The following is a 21,064-nucleotide window of genomic DNA, read 5'->3' as shown; positions in this document are numbered from 1 at the left end:
AAAACAAAAAATCTCATTAAAGGAGAAATTATAAAATGGCTAAAGAGAAATTTGATATATCCAAGCCGCACGTCAATATAGGTACAATTGGTCACGTTGACCATGGTAAGACCACTTTGACCGCTGCAATAACAATGACGCTTTCGAAGAAATTCGGCGGCAAAATTAAGAAATTTGACGAAATTGATAAAGCTCCGGAAGAAAAAGCAAGAGGTATTACGATTGCAACAGCTCACGTAGAATATCAAACAGAAAAAAGACACTATGCACACGTAGACTGTCCCGGTCACGCTGACTACATTAAGAACATGATTACAGGTGCTGCTCAGATGGACGGCGCTATTTTAGTAGTTGCTGCAACTGACGGTGCTATGCCTCAAACAAGAGAGCATATCTTACTTGCAAGACAAGTAGGTGTACCTGCACTTGTTGTATTCTTAAATAAAGTTGATATAATCAGAGAACAGGAAAAAACAGAAGAAGACGCTGAATTATTATTAGAAGTTGTTGAATCAGAATTAAGAGACATCATGACTGCAAACGGATTCCCGGGCGATGAAGTACCAATCGTTAGAGGTTCCGCTTTAAAAGCTATGGAAGCCGGTGTATCAGATGCACCGTTAGATGACGAAAGATACAAACCAATCTTTGATTTAATGGATGCAGTTGATAACTACATTCCTGAGCCAAAGAGAGACGTTGATAAAGAATTCTTGATGCCGGTTGAAGACGTATTCTCTATCACAGGTAGAGGTACAGTAGCAACAGGAAGAATTGAAAGAGGTAAAGTAAAAGTCGGTGAAGAAGTAGAACTTATCGGACTTGGTGCAAAGAAGAAAACAGTTGTTACAGGTGCTGAAATGTTCAATAAAGAATTGGACGAAGCAACTGCAGGTTTCAACTGCGGACTTTTATTAAGAGGTGTTGATAAGAAAGAAATCGAAAGAGGTATGGTTCTTGCAAAAACAGGATCTATTACTCCTCACAAAAAATTCGAAGCTCAGGTTTACGTATTGTCGAAAGAAGAAGGGGGAAGACACACTCCTTTCTCAACAAACTACAGACCTCAGTTCTATTTCAGAACAACTGACGTAACAGGTGTAGTTCACTTACCTGAAAATGTACAGATGGTTATGCCTGGTGATAACATGGATAAATTAACAATCGAGTTAATTTCACCAATCGCTATGGAAGACGGATTGAAATTCGCTATCAGAGAAGGCGGACGTACAGTAGGTGCAGGTGTTGTTACAAAAATTCTCGAATAAAATTACACAGTAATCAGATAAAATCAGCCGCAGACTTTAAGTCTGCGGTTTTATTTTGTAAAATTTAAATCAATTAAATTGGCAGCTCAAAAAATCAGAATAAAGTTAAGATCTTACGATCATAATTTATTAGATAAATGGACAGAAAGAATAATCAAAACGATTAAATCAACAGGCGCAGTTGTAAGCGGACCAATTCCACTTCCAACCAAGAAAAACACTTATACTGTCAACCGTTCACCACACGTGGATAAAAAATCAAGAGAGCAATTTGAAACACGCTCGCATAAGAGACTGATTGATATTTTGAATTCTTCAAATAAAACAATCGACGCTCTTACAAAACTTGATCCTCCCGGCGGTGTAGATATCGAGATCAAAGTATAAGCTTTTTTATTTTTGCTTTTATTAGTTAAAAAAGCGCTCTGCCAATTATTTTCAAATTAAGGATACTACCAAGTATTAAATATAATACCAATGATAGGAATTTTAGGAAAAAAAATCGGAATGACTACTTATTACCAGGAAAATGGTAATGCTGTTCCGGTTACAGTCATCGAAGCTGGTCCTTGTTACGTTACACAGATAAAAACAAAAGAAACAGACGGCTACGAATCAGTACAGTTGGGTTTTGGTGAAAGAAGAGAAAAGACTGTTAATAAACCTATGCAAGGAAAGTTTAAGAAATTAAACGTACCGGCATTAAGATTTACAAAAGAAATCAGAGACTTCTCACTTGCAGATGTTAAAGCAGGTGAACAGGTCAAAGTTAATATATTCAATGAAGGCGATACTGTAAAAGTAACCGGCACTTCAAAAGGTAAAGGTTTTCAGGGTGTTATGAAAAGACACGGCTTCTCAGGCGGTCAAAGAACACACGGTCAGTCAGATAGACAAAGAGCCCCTGGTTCCATCGGCGCATCATCTTATCCTTCAAGAGTTTTTAAAGGACAGAGAATGGCAGGAAGAACAGGCGGAGACAGGATTACTGTAAGAAATTTAAAAGTTATTAAAATTTTTGCAGACTCTAATCTTATCTTAGTTAAAGGAGCTGTTCCCGGTACAAAATCCGGATTTGTTGAAATCTACAAATAATTTTATCACGCAATAGCAATCATTTATAAAAATTATGGAACTTAACGTATATAAACTCGACGGTTCTCAATCAAGCGAGAAAGTAACATTACCTTCAGACATTTTTGAAGTCGAGCCAAATCAGCATTTGATTTATATGGCAGTAAGAACTTATCTCTCTAACCAGAGACAAGGTACTGCAAAGACAAAGCAAAGAGCAGAAGTACGCGGCGGCGGTAAAAAACCGTTCAGACAAAAAGGTACAGGCGGCGCAAGAAGAGGAACTAACCGTTCACCTTTAATGCCGGGCGGTGGTAACATTCACGGTCCTAAGCCACATACCTACAAGCTTGGCTTGCCTAAAAAGGCAGCAAGGCTTGCAAGAAAAAGCGCGCTTAGCATGAAGGCAAAAGAAAATCAAATAATGATTGTTGAAGATTTTTCTTTTGACGCACCTAAAACATCACAACTGAACAATATTTTAAAAGCTCTGAAGCTCGATTCTACAAAGACATTGTTACTTCTCGGCGGAAAAAATGATAACGTTTACAAATCAGGAAGAAACATGCCGAAGTGCAGCGTAATTATTTCTGATTTAGCTGCAACATATGAATTGCTTGACAACAAAATGATTGTTATGCAAAAATCAGCAGTAGATTCTTTGTGCAAAAGTTTGTCATAAAAATTTAGGAACACATTTTAAGTTTAAGATATGAAATCAATTTTAATAAAACCGTTAATCACAGAAAAAAATACTTCACTTTCTGAGAATCTTAATAAATATGTTTTTGAAGTAGCAAAAGATTCGAATAAAATCGAAATCGCAAGAGCTGTTGAAAAAAGATTCAAAGTGAGAGTTTTAGGCGTTACCACTTCCGTTGCGAAGGGTAAAGCTAAATCTCAGTTCACTAAAAAAGGAAGATTCGAAGGATTCCGTTCTGATAAGAAAAAAGCATTCGTTACTCTGCATAAAGAAGATAAAATAGACTTCTTTGGCACAGAAGCTTAATAGAGTCAGAGCAAAGCTGAACAGCAAAGGCGAGCTTCTTTTTAATAAAGAAGAATTAGCCGGATGTTATGATGAAATACGAAAAGATAATGATGATAACAATATCGGAACTGATGAAGACGTTGAGCTTATCGTTCTTTCTGTGAAGAAACAAAATAATTCTCAAAGCAAAATACAAATTGCTGATAACAAGAGTTCACAAGTAGAATTTTTATCAAAGAAATTAAATCTGGATGAAAATTCTACTTTTTTATTGCTAAATTCTTTCGGCTCTTTTAAGAAAGGTTAAGTAAGAAAAATGAAAAGTGAATTCGAAGTTTTTCTTGATACCGATGTCTACCTTAAGCATCTTCAGGGCGATGAAGATTCAGTTCTTTTAAAATGTCTGAGCTTATTTGACTGTTATACATCAGTCATTAATGCTTCGGAAGTTTTCGCAAAGTGCAGCTCTAAGCAGGAGGAAGAAAATGCAAAGCAGGCGTTCTTCGGCTCGGGAGTTCTGGGAATACCTTATAAGTACTCTCACACAATCGGAAAGCTTCTTAAAGATAATATGAACTACCGGGATGCATGTGTAACGACGATACTAATCGAAACTAAACTTCCGATTGTTTCGTTTACAAATATGAGCAGTGAATATTCAGAAAAATACGGAATAAAATTTATAAAACCGCAGGAAATACTAAAAAATAATTCTCCACAAGCAATTTTTAAAAAGCCAATTTAATTTAAATGAAATTAGGCAAACAATATACAAGCAGGGAAAACCAATCCACTGATATTTATTTAAAAGAGATCAGCAAAACAACACCTTTAACCGTAGATCAGGAAATTGACTGCGCAAAAAGAATAAAAAAAGGTGATAAGAAAGCGCTCGATCTTCTTGTAAAGGCGAATCTAAGATTCGTAGTATCAGTAGCGAAACAATACCAGAATCAGGGCTTATCATTGAATGATTTAATCAATGAAGGTAACCTCGGGCTTATTAAAGCAGCTAAGAAATTCGATGAAACAAGAGGATTTAAATTTATCTCCTATGCAGTATGGTGGATAAGGCAGTCAATTTTACAGGCATTGGCAGAACAGTCAAGAGTTGTAAGATTGCCGCTTAACATCGTTCAGCAGAAGAGCAAGATTGCAAAAACAATCAGCGAGCTTGAACAGGCAAATGAAAGAGCGCCGAACGTTCTTGAAATTGCAGAGCAGCTCGATATGTCAGTTTACGAAGTACAGGAAACTCTGAAGAACTCAGGCGGACACGTTTCAATGGACGCTCCTTCTATTCACGGCGAAGATACAAAGCTTATCGATATAATGCCGGATAAGAAAGAGAAGCAGCCTGATACTGAGTTATTAAAAGACTCGCTCAGAATTGAAATTGAAAGAGCTTTAGATACGCTTTCTCAGAGAGAAAAAGAAGTTGTGAAATTATACTATGGACTCGAAAAAGAAAATCCGCTTACACTTGAAGAGATCGGTGATAAATACAAGCTCACCAGAGAAAGAGTAAGACAGATAAAAGAAAAAGCGATAAGAAGATTAAGACAGGCTTCAAGAAGCAAAGGTCTTAAAGCTTACTTAGGACAGTAAAGAATTCTAAATATATATTTCTCGTTCCGATGCTCCAGCGTCGGAACGTAAAGTTTAAACCCGAAATTGTGAAAACGATTTCGGGTTTTTTGTTTTAGTGATTTGAGTAAATTGAAAAAAGTTTCTTTCAGGAAAAAATAAAATAAAGTTATGAAGGATGATTCTTTATTAAAAAAGATAAGAGTGGGAATAATTTTCGGAGGCAAATCTGCAGAGCATGAAGTGTCATTACAATCGGCTAAAAATGTAATTGATGCACTTGATAAAAATAAGTATGAGGCAATATTAATAGGAATAGATAAGACCGGAAAATGGTTTTTAAATGATGAATCTAAATTCTTATTAAATGTAACAGACCCTAAGCTGATTAAACTGAACAATGAAAAAATAGAAGAGGTAGCTTTAGCTCCTGAAAGCAAAGGTTCATTAACAAATTTAGGAACAAATAAAATTGACAAGAAAAATGATATAAGAATTGATATAGCTTTCCCGATATTGCACGGACCTTTTGGTGAAGACGGGACTATGCAGGGCTTGTTAAAGCTTGCGGGAATTCCGTTTGTGGGAGCAGGGGTTCTCGGTTCGGCAGTCGGGATGGATAAGGAGATTACTAAAAGGCTTCTTCGTGATGCAGGCATTAATATAGGAAAGTTTTTAACAGGCAGAGAAAATTCTTTACCGGCTTTTATGGAAGTTGTGAATAAAATCGGGCTGCCTTTTTTTGTTAAACCTGCCAATATGGGTTCATCTGTTGGAATCAATAAAGTAAAGTCTGAAGAGGATTTTGAAGCTGCTGTGCAAGACGCATTTAAGTATGACAGAAAAATATTATTTGAAGAATTTATTCCCGGACGTGAAATTGAATGTTCGGTTTTGGGAAATGATAATCCTATAGCATCAGTTCCCGGAGAGATAATTTCAAATCATGATTTCTATTCTTATGAAGCAAAATATATTGATGAAAGCGGAGCCATATTAGAAATTCCCGCGAAGTTATCCGAAGAAATGGCCCATAGAATCCAGGATTTGTCTGTTAATGTCTTTAGGGCTTTAGAGTGCGAAGGGTTAGCACGTGTAGATTTTTTTGTAACTGAAAAAGATGAAATCTTTGTGAATGAAATTAATACGATGCCGGGCTTTACAAAAATAAGCATGTATCCAAAACTCTGGGAGGCAAGCGGAATATCTTATAGTGAGTTAATAGATAAATTAATCGAACTTGCAATGGATAGATTTAAAAAAGAACAAAAATTACAAACCTCATTCAAATGAGAATATTATTGTAAAACAAAAAATTTCCCCAATGAAAGAAGTCACATTTGAAAATCCTTACGTTATACAAACAGTAGAAGGGTTTACCCCGGCAATAAGCCACCTTATAACTATGATGAACTATGCACGGATGACTACACTGCGAAGCGTAAAGGGTTTAACTACAGAGCAGCTTGATTATCAGTTCAGCGAAACGTCTAATTCTATCGGAGCTTTGCTTGCTCATATTGCTGCTGTTGATAAATGGTATCAGGTATGGACTTTTGAAGGCAGAATGATAACAGAAGAAGATATGCAACCGATTAAACCGGCCATGGACTTAGGTCCGTTGGGCAGAGAAAAAATAAAAGGAAATCCTTTAGAATATTATCTTGATGAATTAAAGAAAGTCAGGGCAAAAACTTTTGAGGAGTTTTCCAAGCGTGATGATGAGTGGTTATTAAAGCCAAATAAACTTTCTGATACATTTACAAATAATTATTACTTCGATTGGTTTCATGTCTTTGAAGACGAAATAAATCATCGGGGACAGATAAGTCTTATAAGAAAAATGCAGCATGTATAAGAGTAAACCCGGAATTGTGAAATGATTCCGGGTTTTTTGTTTATATAATTTTTTTTTATTTTGATGAACAGTATTGTTAACCCCAAATGATTCAGTCAAAATCATTCACAATCTTATCAACTTTTACTCCCGAGGAGTTTAACAGATTCGGCAGTTTTATATCATCCCCTTATTTCAACTCATCTTCCGAGTTAATCAATTTTTTTAAGCTAATCCGGAAATATTATCCTGAGTTTCACAGTAAATCATTAGATTTTAAAAAAATTTATAAAAAACTTTATCCGCACAGAGAATACAAAGAAGGAACAGTAAGAAATTTACTCTCTGACCTGGGTAAGCTTGCTCAGAAATATATAGGTTTTATAAAATATGAGGAGTCAGCTGAATTCAGACTGAATGTTTTAAAAGCGCTGAAAGAAAAATCACTCGAAAAACTATTTATAAAAAATTATAAGAGCTTTTATGAAGCAAATGAAAAAGATCCCTGGATTGAACTGAAAAATCTAAACTCATATCTGCTGAAGCGCGAAATGATTTCATTTACTCAAAGACAGGCTACTGAGTACAAAAATAACTTTGAAACAGATAATACCGTTGATTTATTTGTTTTTTTCTTAAAATCAATTTCAGAAAAAGTCACTGATTTAAAAAGGCTTCAATACAGATATAACACATTCAAAGGGGAACAACTTCCGCAAAAAATTCTGGATTCAATAGAACTGAAAGGTGTAATAGACTTTCTTAAGAAAAATAAATTCAAAGAAGCGGAAGAATTAGAGATTGAATACAAACTGAACTCAGCTGAAAAGTTGACGGGAGATGAATTCGAGAGAGCCATCAGTGAAGCATATTTTCTAATCAAGAAATATCAAAAGCGGTACACAAGGCATGAGCTATACATTATATACAGAAGAATTACATCAGTAATTGATAATAATTGCGAGTTCCATCAGAAAGCCATGTTGAATTTATTATTTGAAATAAGGAAAGATTTTGCAGATAAATTTTTGAATACAAAGTGGAAGCATAGATTAAGTGCTTCGGATTTTAAATCGATTATAGATACGGCATTGGTAGTGAAAAAATATGACTGGGCAAAAAACTTTCTGGAAACAAAAGGTGTATATCTGGATGAAAGTATTAAAAAAGATTTTTATTATTTGTACATGGCTAGAATTTATCATTATTTACGAGACTTTGAAAAATCAAATATAGAACTCGCGAAGTCCGCATCAAACCACGCAATGATTAAGCTTGATATAAAAATTCTTAGACTATTAAATTTATACGAACTTGCATTCTATGATTCTGCCTTTTCGTTTGCTGGAGCAGCAAGTCAGCATCTGAAGAAAAATAAATTTATATCTGAGGATATAAAAATATTCAATCTGAATTTTCTTAAAATATACAGACTTATACTTAAAGCTAAATCCGGAGATCAAATTTCTAATGAAGTTATTCACAATGAATTTGAAAAAGTTAAGAAATTTACGAGATTTGCTCCTTGGATTATCTCTAAACTTAACACATTATAAAAAAAATTTGATTTAAAACCGAATTTTGTCTGATCTGATTTGCTAAACATGTGCCATCACTTTTATTAAGAAACGTTAATTTAAAAATTATTTTTTAGTAAATTCAAAAATTCGTGTTTTTTATTTCAAAAACTTTTTATAAATTCTTTTAACTGTTCCACATATATTTTCCCCCTATATCTTTCATTGCTCCGTTTATCCCAAATGAACAATTGTTAATGAAAGAAAAATCCATCGTATTTCCTTCTCTGAAGATAAATTAATTTTTCTTTCTTCTATATATTGTCATAAATTAATTTCTATATAAAATAAATTTCAGCTCATGAATTTTTTCAGGAAAAAAATTCTCAATCCCGTTAAAAATGAGGAGAGTGAGAATAAAAGGAGAAGCTTTATCCGGAAATCCATAGCCGGTGCATTCGGCGCTGCAGCGCTTATGAACGCAACTGAAGTGTTTTCCAGGGATTCAAAAACAGGTTATGTATATGTAAAGAAAAACGGAGAAGTTATAAATGATTATCAACCATTGGGAGATTCCTCTCCTTACTTAGGACAGATTACAATTTTTGCTTTTAATTTTGCGCCTCACAACTGGGCTCAATGCAATGGCCAGATCTTTTCTATTTTTTCGTATGGCGCTTTATTCTCATTGCTTGGAAATTATTATGGCGGGAACGGAACATCTACGTTTGCCTTGCCTGACTTAAGAGGAAGGGTACCGCTTTCTCAAGGACAAGGTTTAGGTCTCTCAAATTATTTAATGGGTGAAGCAGCAGGCAGTGAAGGTGTTACTTTAATTGAATCAGAGCTTCCTGCGCATAATCATTCTATTGGAGTAAATACAGGAATTGGCTCATCGCCAAATCCTTCAGGGAAATATATTGCGGCAAATGCAGAAGGGATAAATTCATTCAATGCTTCTGCAGGAAGCAGTTTGAACTCAGGGATAATATCAAGTACAGGTACGGGCAATTCGCATAATAATATTCAGCCGATTCTTGTATTAAATTTTTGTATAGCTATGCAGGGAATTTTTCCGGCTCACGGTTAATTTTTTATTTACGAAATTTAAAATAATTATATGGGTCTATTCAATAATAAATATTTCATGAAACCTCTTCATGATAATTCAAAACAAAAGAGAAGAAATTTTATAACTAAGGCACTTGCTGCTTTATTTGGAGCTACTATTCTCACTAAAGCAGAAGATCTTTTTGCTATAAAATCCAAAACAGGATTTTTGTATTTAAAGCAAAACGGTGAGATAATTAATAATTATAAGCCATCCGCCGGTCCTGACCCTTATATAGGAGAAATAGGTCTCTGCGCATTTCCGTTCGCTCCTAATGGATGGATGCTATGCAACGGGCAGACATTAAATATTGCAGATTATGATACACTCTTTACTCTTTTAGGGACCACATTCGGGGGGAACGGAACAACTACATTTAATCTGCCTGATTTACGGGGAAGGATACCGGTACATCAGGGACAGGGGCCGGGTCTTTCTAATTATATCTTTGGAGATACCACGGGAGTTGAAACAGTAACTTTGAATTCAACGCAGATACCGCCTCACAATCATACACTGGCGGCTTATGCGGGAACAGGCAGCAATACGGATCCTTCTGCAGGTTATATATCACAATATGCAGAAGGTGTAAAATCATTTGGAAGTTCTTCGAACACTACAATGAACTCCGCTGCAGTTTCTTCTATCGGCGGAAATCAGGCACATACAAATATGCAGCCTTATCTTACTATGAATTATTGTATCGCTTTGTATGGAATCTTTCCGGCACCATAAAAATTATAAAAATAATTTTTGAAATTTCAAAATAGAATATGAACTTTTTTAAGAAGAAAAATACTCATAATATTTCTACTGCTAATAACCATAACGGCAGAAGAAATTTTATGCTGAAATCACTTGCGGCTCTTTTTGGAGCTTCAGTGGTGGCAAAGCCCGATAATATATTTGCTGCAAAATCCAAAACAGGTTATATATATGTAAAACGTAACGGTGAAATTATTGAAGACTACATTCCGCAGGGAGGTTCTGAGCCATTTCTGGGAAGCATTCTGATGGCAGGATTCGGTTTTTATCCAGTAAACTATGTATATGCTAACGGCGCATTATTACCAATCATGGGCAACGAAGCATTGTTTATTCTAATTGGCACAACTTACGGGGGAGACGGCGTTTCAAATTTTGGCTTGCCTGATTTAAGAGGAAGGGTACCTATGCATCAGGGGCAGGGCTCTGGTCTAAGTAGTTATGTTATTGGACAAAGCGGAGGCAATGAAACGGTTGTATTGACTTCACAACAAATACCTTCTCATTCACATACAATAAATGTTACTACATCCAGCGGTACATCAGGAAGCCCTGCAGGTAATTTTATAGCGCAAAATGCTGATGGGATTGATTCGTATTCAAACACTGCAAATTCTACATTGCCTTCCGGGTCTTTGGGAGTGACGGGTTCTAATCAGGGGCATACAAATCTGCAGCCTTTTCTTACTATTAATTTTTGTATAGCAGTTCAGGGAGTTTTTCCTACGGGAAGCTGAATTATGAATAAGAAATTTCTTATAAAGTTTTTTACAATTTTATTAATTGAATAATAAGAGTTATGAAAAAATATTTTATTATATTTTTAATATTGGTATCATCTCCTGTTTTCTGTCAGTTTATTTATTGGACTGATGGTTCAGCAGGAAAGCTTCAGGAGCACCCTATAGACGGTTCAGGTACAACTACTGATGTATTAACAGGGATTGCTTCAGGCTATGCATTGACTGTTGATAATACTTCAAACGATATGTACTGGACTGATTTTGCTGCATCAACTATTTCTAAGATAAATCTAGTATCAACTACTGTAACTCCTCTGCTTTCAAATGCGGACGGAATTATAGGACCGCGCGGGATAGCAATTGACGCTGCAAATAACAGAATGTACTGGGCTGATAATTCTACTAAAAAAATACAGAGGTCAACGCTTACCGGAACAGGTATAACAGATATTGTTTCAACAGGATTAGTTTCTCCCGGTTTTGTTGCGTATGATGCTCTGAACGCAAAAGTATATTTTGCAGATAACGGAGTAGGCATGAAAAAAATTATGCGCTGCAATTTTGACGGAAGTAGTATTGAAGATGTTGCCACTTCGTTAAGTCAAGTCTGGGGAATAGCATTTAACTCAATTGATAATTGCATATACTGGATTGATTCAGGTGCAGATGCAATTCAAAAGGGAAATGTAGCTACTCTTCCGGTAACTAAAGTAGATATAATAACAGGATTGACAGGAAACCCGAGAGGAATAGTTATAGATGCTTTAAATAATTATTTATACTGGACAGACAATTCGACACAGGATATAAAACGCGCAACAACGGGCGGTACTTCTATTACTCAATTGATAACCGGTATTCCATATCCGCAGGGAGTTGCAATTAATTGGCTTTCAGCAGTTCCTGTAGAGCTTACTAATTTTAATTCAGCAGTCAATAAAAATTCAGTAAAGTTAGTATGGAGCACAATTTCAGAGTTAAATAATAAAGGATTTGTGGTTGAAAGAAAATCTATTGGCGAATTTAAAGAAATCGGCTTTGTAAACGGCTCGGGAAATTCAAACAACATTCATAATTATAAATATGAAGATAAAAATTTACCTGTGGGTAATTTTTCATATAGGCTTAAGCAAGTAGATTACAACGGCAACTTTAAATATTATAATTTAGCAAATGAGGTAAACGTAGGAGTTCCGAATCAATATAGCTTATCACAAAATTATCCTAATCCCTTTAATCCTGTAACAAATATAGAATTTGAACTGCCGCAAAATATTTACGTTGAGCTGAAAGTGTTCGATGTTACAGGAAGGGAAGTTTCTACTATTGTCAGCCAGGCATTGCAGTCAGGTTATTACAAATATTCATTTGATGCATCATCAATTTCATCGGGAAGTTATTTTTTTAGATTGAATGCAGGAAGCTTTTCAGCAATGAAGAAGATGATTGTGATAAAGTGATTTCATGAATTTCACAATTCGTTTTCCGAAGACCGAAAGCGGGAACAAACGGCTTCGGAACGAATTGTGTTGTAATGAAACTATTATTTAAGTAGTGACATTCGTTTGGTTTCCGTATAATCTCCTGATTCCATCCTGTAATAATAAACTCCGCTAGCGAGTTTACTTCCATCAAAAGTAACTGAATAACTTCCGGCAGTTTTGTTTTCATTAACAAGATTTTCAACTTCATTACCCAGGATATCAAATACTTTTAAACTTACAAATCCGCTTTTTCGAATATCAAATTTTATATTTGTAACCGGGTTAAATGGATTGGGATAGTTTTGTTCTAACATGAAATTATCAGCAATTGAACTTTGATTGTTAATACCTATAAATGGTCCACTGCATCCTCTGGTTAAATAAACACCAAATCCATCATAACCTGCCCACAACGAGAGACAAGAATCATTGTTTACATTTCTAAATGTAACGTCGGGTAAACCTCTTTCTCCTGCGGCAGTAGTATTATTTACCTGAACACTACCTCCATATACACCGGATGTAAAAAGGTTAATGAATATATTACCACTATAGCCTTGAAAGGTTCTATTGCAATATCCAAATAAATAAGTACCATTTGACCTGTATTTTGCTGCAACTGAAATGGCAACTGTAGTATCAGTGGTTCCGCTGATGTAAGTACCTGTAAATGAAGGAACAGGCGCATTAATATTTGAGCAGTAAAAGTTAAACGGATCCCAATCACCGTTTTGAAAAAGTCTTCTTGTAAATACAACTAACGAACTATTGCGATATCCTGTTGCTGCAATTCGCGGACTTTTCTTTAAGTATGAGCCTGATTCGGTTTGGCTGAATAATGTTGGCACAGTTCTACCGTAGTTATCACTTTTTGTAAAATAAAGTGAAGCCCCATCATTGAAGGAACCTGCAACTCCGCGTACAACGGTTACAGTATAAACTTGGTCTGAATCTCCCGCAGTATTAACAAATGCAATGTCTGATTCAAACTCTGCATTTGAAGGAGCTATACCGTCAATATAATATCCATATTGACCGTTTGAATTATCCTGATAGGCAGATATAATTCTCAAAGGTGTAGAAAATGGCGAGTCTATACGATATAATTTTGATTTAACTCTTCGGTTTCCTGAAACGGTAGAATCTAATGTAGCTGAAAAATAAATATATGTACTATTTGTATAGTATGCGTTATCGCTGGTTATTCTTGCATTATAAAATTTGTTAGTAATGCTGCCTTGAAGCAAACCAAAGCTTGCAAGATTTCCATCCTGCCTGACTCGAATTATTCCGGAGTTATACAATCCACCCAAAGTATATGAAATTCCTATAAAAGCAAAAGATGAATCGCCATTAGAAATTACCTCCATATCTAAACTGTTTTGAGGAATACGAAAGTTTCCCGGCATAGTAAAAGTATAAATAAGAGAAAAACTCAACCCGTTATTTGTAGATTTTAATATTCGTAGTGTATCAGCTTCCGGTATTGGATTAACATTTGAAATTTGTCCGATTGCAGCGTATATATCTCCCTTAACTCTGTCATAAGATATTGCCAGAGCATTACCCCACCAGTTTCCCAATTTAGAAACACTTAAGAAATCATTTGTTATATTTTCATTTCCAGTTTCTCTCTTACCGACAAATATATTTTGAGGTATTTCAATTATTTGAGGTTTAGTTATTTCATTAAGTTTTTTTTCCCAAAATTCTTTTGTAGATATATCACCATTCGTTCTGGCAATTTTTAAATTCTTAGTGATTTCAGAAATTTTAGTATTCTCAGCAGGTGTATTTATCACTTCTGTTTTTGAAATTCCCACCGATTTATTTTGTTGAGAAAATAATTGAGCAGAGGAATTTAGTATTACAAACATGGTTGCGGCAAATATTAAAAAAATTTTCATATTCTTTTAAGATTTTTTTAATCAAAAATTTTGATTAAAATACGGGGAACAGTGCTAATCTGCAAAAACAATTTTTTTAACTTTTAACCAAATAAAGTACAATATATTTAGGAGTTTTTCGTATAAAATATTGTTAATTATAATATTAGAAGTCTTGCAGTTTAACCCCTAAACCACACAAAAGAATGAATCAAATTAAGGCTTTCCGTATTTTATCAACTTTATCTAAAGAGGAGTTTGCTGAGTTTGATAGATTCATTAATTCTCCATTTTTTAACCGTTCAAAAGACCTTACAAAATTATTTTACGCTGTAAATAAATACTATCCGATATTTGAAAGCCCTAAGCTTACGAATGAAAATATTTATAAAAAACTTTATCCCGGAAAAACATTTAACGAAGGAACTATCAGAAATCTTTTTACAGATTTAGGTAATCTTGCAGAAAGATTTTTAGGATTTATAAACCATGAAGGCTCTTTTGACTTTGGATTGAAATTACTAAGCGAAACAAATGCAAGATATCTTGATAAAGAGTTTAATAAAAATTACAATAATTTGTATGATGAGAATGAGTTAATAGAAGACAGTTTTTACAAAAAAAATCTTAATAAGTATCATCTAGTTACAGAGTTAGATCTATTTAATGACAGAAGAAAAATTAAACCAAAAAATTATTCGCGAAATAATCTCAATGAACCATTATTTGCTTTTTTCTTTGCAGAGTTTATATTCGAGCACTCAAGTTATATTGCCAGGGTTTCCTCAAATGAGCAATCGGGGAAATATGATATTGTAAAATTATTTTTTGACTGCGTGGATGTTGCTAAGTTAATAAGCGGTTTGAAGAAAAATAATAGTCCTCATTATAAAGATATTGAATTATATTATTCATTTTTTCTTACAACGCAAAATAAAGACGGGAATTTTTTTTTTAATTTTGAAAGATCGTATAAGTTATTCAAGGAACGCATTGATAAAATGACAAAACAAGCCCAATACAGAATGTATATCTGGTTACGAAATCTTATAAATACTCACGCAAAAATTGATGATAAGGAATTATTACAGGTATTATTTCAAACCGGGAAAGAAATGGTTGCTAAAGAAATTGCATTAGATGAAACGGGCAAAATGAGCGCATTTGTGTTTGTTAATCTTATTCACGGGGCAATATTAGTTAAGGAATTGGATTGGGCATCTGACTTTCTTGAAAACAAAATTAATCTGATTGCCGAAGATGCCAAAAGTGATTTTTATAATTACTACAAAGCAAAAATTTTATCGAGACAGAAAAAATATATAGAATCGAATGAGGCGCTGCTCAAAATAGATAAGGAAGATATTTTATTTAAAATTGATTCTAAAGTTCTACGGATGATAAATTATTTTGAACTTGGCTTTACAGAGGCAGGTTTCTCTCAGGCTGAGACTTTAAAACAGTATAATATAAGAAATGAGACCGCTAATGGTATTTATAGAGAAAAATGTACAAATTTTCTAAAGTACTATTTAATTTTGTTAAAGAAAAAATCGGGAGCAGAAGATGATATTTCTCATTTCAAAAAAGAGTTATTGGATTGTGCGATAATAAGGAATAAAGACTGGCTGTTAGAAAAATTTGAAGAGTTGAGTTAAAAGCACAATTCTTGTTCCGAAGACCGAAAGCGGGAACAAACGGCTCCGGAACGAATTGTGTAGTTCTAAATAATTTCTTACCCTACTAAAATAATTCTAGCTGCAGTAATTTTTTTCACTTCATTCAATCTGTATTGCCAGATTTCTCTATCAAGATAAATTTCTTTAAGGAATTTTAATTTTGAAACAACAGAAGGCAGTTCATAGATTTTATTTCCGTTCAGTTTTAATACAGTAAGGTATTTCAGATTCTGAATTTCGGAAGGGATATTTGTCAGTTTATTATCACTTAAGTCTAATGTTTTCACATCTGTCATGCCAAGCACTTCTTTAGGAAACTCTTTCATTCCTTTACCGCTGAAATCAAGATCCTGTGAACTAAAGCTTCGTGAAAATTTTAACTCAGATAAACAGGCACCGGATGCAGCTGTAGAGTTCATTATGATCAGGGAGATTAAAATAAAGATTGGTATAATAATTTTTTTCATATTCTTAATTAGATTTTATTATAAATAATTTTTGCATAAAATTACGATTGATAGACACTCAAAGCAAAAACATTTTTTACAGTTTTTCATTAAAAAATGGAATAAAATTATCCCATAATGTGACGTAAATTAATAAATAACAGTTAATTATATTAGCTAAATTGTAGCAAAAATCCCCCAAAAAATGATACAAGTAAAAGCTATTCGTATTTTATCATCTTTGACAAAAGAAGAATTTGCCGAATTTGATAAATTTGTTCAATCGCCGTACTTCAACCGTTCAAAAGATGTCTTAAATCTTTTTTTTGAAATAAAGAAATACTATCCTGAATTCAGCCATCCTAAACTTGATTATGAAAAAATCTATAAAAAGTTATATCCCGGAAAATTATATGCAGAAGGCACTATAAGAAACTTGTTCTCGGATTTAGGCAGTCTTGCAGAAAAATTTTTAGGATATGTGAATTATGAGAATACTTTTGAGTTCGGACATAAAATTTTAGAAGAAACGAATGCCAGATATCTGGAAAAAGAATTTTTAAAAAATTATAATAAGTATTATGAAAGAAATGAAATAAAAGAAGATGCATTATACAGAAAAAATTTGAATAAATGTTTTATTGAGTCGGAAATGTTGCTCTACGAACAGAGAATAAATATTAATTTAAACGAGAGTCTGCGAAAATCAGTGTCTGAAGCATTATTTTCTTTTTTTCTCAATGAGTTTTTGCTGGCGCAGTCATGCCACGTAAAGGTTGCAGATTGGTATAAGGGGCAGAAAGAGTTTGATATTGTCGAAACGTTTTTTGAATTTTCAGATATCGAATCAATTGTTAACAGAATGAAAGACAGTAAAAGCGCTTATTACGATGATATAAAACTTCCATACTATCTTGCTAAGGTTGCCCAGAATAAAGACGGCAACTTTTATAATAATTTTGAGGAGGCTTACAAGATATTTAATGAGCAAATAAACAGTATGGGTAAACAGTCACAGATAAGGATATATGTATGGGTTATTAATATTATTAATATGTATATAAAGGCAGATGATAAACACTTAAGTACAATAAAATTTCAGGTGGAAAAGGAAATGATTGAAAAAGGATTAGCGCTTGACTCTAAAGGAAAAATGCCGGGCTTTATGTACTCTCAGATTATTCATGATGCCATAGCTGCCAATGAAATTGAATGGGCAAAAGACTTTTGGGAAAATCAAATTGATGCAGTTGATGATGATGCTATTGCTAAAAATGACATTTATACATACTATAAGGCTAAATTTCTTTCTCTTGATAAAAAATATATAGAATCGAACGAAATCCTTTTGAAAGTCAGCAAAGATGACGATACATTCAAAGCGGCTTCTAAAATTTTGAAGCTGATTAATTTTTACGAGCTTGGAGAATTAGAATCAGCTTTTGCCCATGCCGAAGCTTTTAAGCAAATGATAATCAGAAATGATGAAGCTTATACAGGAAGAAAAGAATTAAGCTCTAATTTTTTAAAATACTATTTAGTACTTCTAAAGAATAAATCCGGGAAAGAAACGGATATTTCATTCGTCAAAAAGGAACTTAAAGAATGCGATGTTATAAGAAATAAAGTATGGCTGCTTGAAAAATTTGAGGAAATAAGTAATATTTTACCGTCATGAAACATTTAAAAGCTATTCAAATTCTTTCTTCATTGACTGTACCGGAATTGGAAAAATTTTCCACGTTCATAGCTTCTCCTTATTTCAACAGATCAAAAGACTTACTGCAGGTTTTTAATGTGTTAAAACCTTACTATCCGGAGTTTAATAATCTGAAATTAACTTCAGAAAAAATTTATAAAAAACTGTATCCCGGAAAAAAATTTAATGACGGAACTGTCAGAAATTTATTGTCTGATTTAGGGAGCCTGGCAGAAAAATTTCTAAGATATATCAGTTATGAAAATTCTTTTGAATATGACTTTGCGCTTTTAACTGAATTACAAAACAGGGGAATTGAAAAGCTATATAATAAACATTACGAAAAAGTTTATAAGGCAAACGATTTAAAAGAGCACACTCTCTATAAAAAGTGTCTGAATAGCTTTTTGCTGGAAAGCGAAAAATTAAATGACACTTCTATTTCAGGCACCGAAGAAATGCTTAAGTTAATGAACTCAAGCTCAGAAGCATTAATGATATTTTTGCTTAAGGAGTTTTTCCTGAAGCAGACAAGTTTTCGCAGTCTGGAAAGGTCTTACAATCTTTTAATGGAAAATAATATAGTTTTTACTTTTTTCAGGAGTTCCGATGTTAAAAAACTGATTGAAGCTTTTAAAGAAAATAATAATCCTTATTTCGGTGAAATAGAATTATATTATTATCTTTTCCTTGCAGAAGAAAATGCAGATGATGATATTTCTGGTAATTTTGAAAGAGCTTATAATTTATTCTGTGCAGTTAAAAATGATATTCCCCCTAAAATGCAGAAGTACTTTTTTATCTGGCTTCAGAATATTATTAAATTGAATCTAAAGCCCGATGATATAAATATGCACAGACGATTATTTGAACTTGTAAAAGAAGGAGTAAGTAAAAAATGGTATACGGAAACAAATGGAATTATACACCCTGTTGAATTCAGTAATTATATTCTGACGGCTTTAAACGTACAGGAATCTCAGTGGGCTTTTAATTTTCTGGAGGAAAATAAGAATAAACTGTCGGAAGCAATAAAAGAAGATTTTTATAATTTCTACAATGCCCGCATTTTGTTTGAACTGGGGCAATTCATCGAATCGCTTGAAATTCTTTCAAGAGTTAAAAAAGATAATCTACTTTTTAAAACAGATATAAAGCTGCTAAAGCTTATGAATTATTATGAGCTGAATTATATTGAATCTGCATTTTCACAGTCTGAGGCATTCAGGCAGTATCTGCTTCGAACAGATATAATTTCGGATAACCGCCTTGAGCTAAATTCAAATTTTTTAAAATTTTACAGAATCTTATTAAATAAAAAATCAGGAAAGAACATAGATATTGAAGAATGTAAAAAAGGAATAACCGATTGCAAAGCAATAAGAAATAAATTGTGGCTTGAAAGCAAAGCCGATGAACTAATGAAATGTTGAAATTAATAAGAACTGATTTTTAATTCAGGGAAAGGTATTCCGGCGTTTCTAAAATTGGCAATGAAACACCGGAATTTGAAGGAGAAAAGAAGTGTGATTGTTAATAAATTTTTTGCAGTTATGAGAAAAATTTGAGGTAAACTTTTTTAAATTTTTTGATAAGCTTTCTGGCCTTTCCGGACCTTTTTAACTCTGGCGATTGATGTACAAATTCACAGCCCGGAAAGGTTTTAAAAGCGTTCTCCCAAAATTGTATAGAATTAATCTGTTAAAATTATTTTTGCATTTGTAAGTGACTTCAATTCAGCAAGTCTGTATCCCCATATAAAGTAATCAAGATAAATTTCCTTCAAAAATTTTAAGCGTGAAATTGCATCAGGCATCCAATAGATTTTATTTCCGTTGAGCTTAAGTATTTTTAAATTTTGTAGTTGCATAATTTCATCAGGCAGTTCAGACAAATTATTATTACTCAGGTCTAAACATTCAATATTTTTCATTTCAAAAATTTCCTGCGGCAACATATAAATATCTTTAGAGCTTAAATCCAGTTCAGAAACTGATTCAGGATTTTGGACATCAAAATAAAATCCGGAACTCTTTGCTGAAGGGTTTTCCTGTGTAAAAGCATTTGAATATATTAGTAAACTAATCACTGAAAAAGCTGTTAAAATATTTTTATTCATAATCTGGGGGATTGATTATTGAGTTATTCAAAATTAGCTGTTGAATTTTATCTTAACAAACAAAACATAGAAAAATTGTTAGAGACAAAACTATTTTAAATTATAAAAACGTATAATATTTGTCCGAAATTGCAGAAAATTGTTATAAAAATGATTGTTGCAAAAAATAAGCAATTTGTTAGAGCTAAAAATTTAAAAAAGAACAAAATTATTTTAAAATATGCATGTATTCGCAATATAATAGCAAAAAATTGTAATAAGATTTATTTGAAAATAGTATGGATGGTTATGTATATTTTAATTTTTCAGTTGTTTAAAAATTGAAAATTTGACTTTAAAAGCTCGGTAAATTAAGCTATTTTACTACTTTTCCAATTGCCCCCATAGGCTAATGGATAAACCTTCTGACTACGGATCAGATATTAGAGGTTCGAATCCTCTTGGGGGTACAAGAAATCTTTCTTAATTTCATTAAATTAAGAAAATGAAATTTCCCTTGCAATCAGACCCGGGAATTTATATGTTTATTTCATTCATTGTCAAAAATACTATTACATATAACAATTCTTATCAGTCTATTTGCATTTTCATTTAACTTAGTGGTTAAATGCGACGGGTTTGCTATAATAAAAACAGAATGCCATTCGGACGATTGCAACGAATCAAAAGAAACAAATGATGACTGCAGTCATTGCCTTATCCTAAACAACAGCATTTTAGTTACACACCTGCCAATATTTTTTAACAGTCATTCTGAAATATTTTATTTCTCGGATAAAAACACTTACGAATTTCATAATATAAATACTCCTTTCCGCCCTCCACAAGCTTAATTTATTTTATTAAATAAAAATTTAA

At 33.2% G+C, this 21,064-nt stretch carries 21 protein-coding genes and 1 tRNA gene; 19 read left to right on the top strand and 3 right to left on the bottom strand.

The window, feature by feature from the left end; translation table 11 throughout:
- The first annotated feature begins 35 nt into the window (after positions 1–35).
- The 15 genes from tuf to JST55_03520 all read left to right on the top strand — a co-directional run bounded on the left by tuf (position 36) and on the right by JST55_03520 (position 12,353).
- A complete protein-coding gene (tuf, locus tag JST55_03590; protein ID MBS1492566.1) occupies positions 36–1,268 on the top strand; it encodes an elongation factor Tu in 1,233 nt (410 codons plus the stop codon).
- 78 nt (positions 1,269–1,346) lie between these two features.
- Positions 1,347–1,655: a 30S ribosomal protein S10 gene (gene rpsJ, locus JST55_03585; protein ID MBS1492565.1), complete on the top strand. Its 309-nt coding sequence runs from the start codon at positions 1,347–1,349 to the stop codon at positions 1,653–1,655.
- 90 nt (positions 1,656–1,745) lie between these two features.
- The gene (gene rplC, locus JST55_03580; protein ID MBS1492564.1) at positions 1,746–2,363 is read left to right on the top strand and encodes a 50S ribosomal protein L3; all 618 of its coding nucleotides are present in this window, start codon (positions 1,746–1,748) and stop codon (positions 2,361–2,363) included.
- 34 nt (positions 2,364–2,397) lie between these two features.
- Positions 2,398–3,024, top strand: coding sequence for a 50S ribosomal protein L4 (gene rplD, locus JST55_03575; protein MBS1492563.1), 627 nt, complete (start codon positions 2,398–2,400; stop codon positions 3,022–3,024).
- A gap of 30 nt (positions 3,025–3,054) precedes the next feature.
- Complete coding sequence (rplW, locus tag JST55_03570) at positions 3,055–3,351, top strand: 50S ribosomal protein L23 (protein ID MBS1492562.1); 297 nt, start codon at positions 3,055–3,057, stop codon at positions 3,349–3,351.
- Positions 3,335–3,640 carry a hypothetical protein gene (locus JST55_03565; GenBank protein ID MBS1492561.1) on the top strand — a complete coding sequence of 102 codons (306 nt, stop codon included), beginning with the start codon at positions 3,335–3,337 and terminating at the stop codon, positions 3,638–3,640. Before rplW ends, JST55_03565 begins: the two co-directional genes overlap by 17 nt.
- A 9-nt stretch (positions 3,641–3,649) precedes the next feature.
- The gene (locus JST55_03560) at positions 3,650–4,078 is read left to right on the top strand and encodes a hypothetical protein (protein ID MBS1492560.1); all 429 of its coding nucleotides are present in this window, start codon (positions 3,650–3,652) and stop codon (positions 4,076–4,078) included.
- A 5-nt stretch (positions 4,079–4,083) separates the two neighbouring features.
- Positions 4,084–4,941 carry an RNA polymerase sigma factor RpoD/SigA gene (locus JST55_03555; GenBank protein ID MBS1492559.1) on the top strand — a complete coding sequence of 286 codons (858 nt, stop codon included), beginning with the start codon at positions 4,084–4,086 and terminating at the stop codon, positions 4,939–4,941.
- Positions 4,942–5,091: 150 nt separating this feature from the next.
- A complete protein-coding gene (ddlA, locus tag JST55_03550; GenBank protein ID MBS1492558.1) occupies positions 5,092–6,213 on the top strand; it encodes a D-alanine--D-alanine ligase in 1,122 nt (373 codons plus the stop codon).
- Between the two features lie 112 nt (positions 6,214–6,325).
- The gene (locus JST55_03545; protein MBS1492557.1) at positions 6,326–6,778 is read left to right on the top strand and encodes a DinB family protein; all 453 of its coding nucleotides are present in this window, start codon (positions 6,326–6,328) and stop codon (positions 6,776–6,778) included.
- Positions 6,779–6,864: 86 nt separating this feature from the next.
- Positions 6,865–8,313, top strand: coding sequence for a hypothetical protein (locus JST55_03540; protein MBS1492556.1), 1,449 nt, complete (start codon positions 6,865–6,867; stop codon positions 8,311–8,313).
- 436 nt (positions 8,314–8,749) lie between these two features.
- Positions 8,750–9,364, top strand: a complete 615-nt coding sequence (locus JST55_03535; protein ID MBS1492555.1) for a phage tail protein — start codon at positions 8,750–8,752, stop codon at positions 9,362–9,364.
- 57 nt (positions 9,365–9,421) lie between these two features.
- The gene (locus JST55_03530) at positions 9,422–10,120 is read left to right on the top strand and encodes a phage tail protein (protein MBS1492554.1); all 699 of its coding nucleotides are present in this window, start codon (positions 9,422–9,424) and stop codon (positions 10,118–10,120) included.
- 38 nt (positions 10,121–10,158) lie between these two features.
- The gene (locus JST55_03525) at positions 10,159–10,887 is read left to right on the top strand and encodes a phage tail protein (GenBank protein MBS1492553.1); all 729 of its coding nucleotides are present in this window, start codon (positions 10,159–10,161) and stop codon (positions 10,885–10,887) included.
- A 62-nt stretch (positions 10,888–10,949) separates the two neighbouring features.
- Positions 10,950–12,353 (top strand): T9SS type A sorting domain-containing protein, encoded by a 1,404-nt coding sequence (locus tag JST55_03520; GenBank protein ID MBS1492552.1) that lies wholly within the window; start codon positions 10,950–10,952, stop codon positions 12,351–12,353.
- 83 nt (positions 12,354–12,436) lie between these two features.
- Here the strand turns inward: JST55_03520 and JST55_03515 are convergent, their stop codons facing one another.
- Positions 12,437–14,284 (bottom strand): T9SS type A sorting domain-containing protein, encoded by a 1,848-nt coding sequence (locus JST55_03515; GenBank protein MBS1492551.1) that lies wholly within the window; start codon positions 14,282–14,284, stop codon positions 12,437–12,439.
- Positions 14,285–14,469: 185 nt separating this feature from the next.
- On the opposite strand from JST55_03515, the gene JST55_03510 reads away from it, so the two are divergent.
- On the top strand, positions 14,470–15,921 hold the full coding sequence (locus JST55_03510; GenBank protein MBS1492550.1) for a hypothetical protein: 1,452 nt from the start codon (positions 14,470–14,472) through the stop codon (positions 15,919–15,921).
- Positions 15,922–15,998: 77 nt separating this feature from the next.
- Here JST55_03510 and JST55_03505 read toward each other — a convergent pair whose 3' ends face one another.
- Complete coding sequence (locus tag JST55_03505) at positions 15,999–16,361, bottom strand: leucine-rich repeat domain-containing protein (protein MBS1492549.1); 363 nt, start codon at positions 16,359–16,361, stop codon at positions 15,999–16,001.
- A 232-nt stretch (positions 16,362–16,593) separates the two neighbouring features.
- Here JST55_03505 and JST55_03500 point away from each other — a divergent pair, with 232 nt between their 5' ends.
- Together JST55_03500 and JST55_03495 are read left to right on the top strand one after the other, a co-directional pair.
- Complete coding sequence (locus tag JST55_03500) at positions 16,594–18,066, top strand: hypothetical protein (protein MBS1492548.1); 1,473 nt, start codon at positions 16,594–16,596, stop codon at positions 18,064–18,066.
- Entirely contained in the window at positions 18,063–19,520 is a 1,458-nt protein-coding gene (locus tag JST55_03495) for a hypothetical protein (protein ID MBS1492547.1), read from the top strand. Before JST55_03500 ends, JST55_03495 begins: the two co-directional genes overlap by 4 nt.
- 260 nt (positions 19,521–19,780) lie before the next feature.
- Here JST55_03495 and JST55_03490 read toward each other — a convergent pair whose 3' ends face one another.
- A complete protein-coding gene (locus JST55_03490) occupies positions 19,781–20,206 on the bottom strand; it encodes a hypothetical protein (protein MBS1492546.1) in 426 nt (141 codons plus the stop codon).
- 377 nt (positions 20,207–20,583) lie between these two features.
- Between JST55_03490 and JST55_03485 the strand changes: the two genes are divergently transcribed.
- Positions 20,584–20,655: transfer RNA gene (locus JST55_03485), tRNA-Arg, on the top strand.
- The last annotated feature ends 409 nt before the right edge of the window (positions 20,656–21,064 follow it).

Source organism: Bacteroidota bacterium, from assembly GCA_018266835.1.
Classification (GTDB): domain Bacteria; phylum Bacteroidota; class Ignavibacteria; order Tepidaquicellales; family Tepidaquicellaceae; genus JAFDZO01.
The sequence above is the reverse complement of the archived record's forward strand: the minus strand, read 5'-3'. Positions and strand labels throughout refer to the sequence as shown.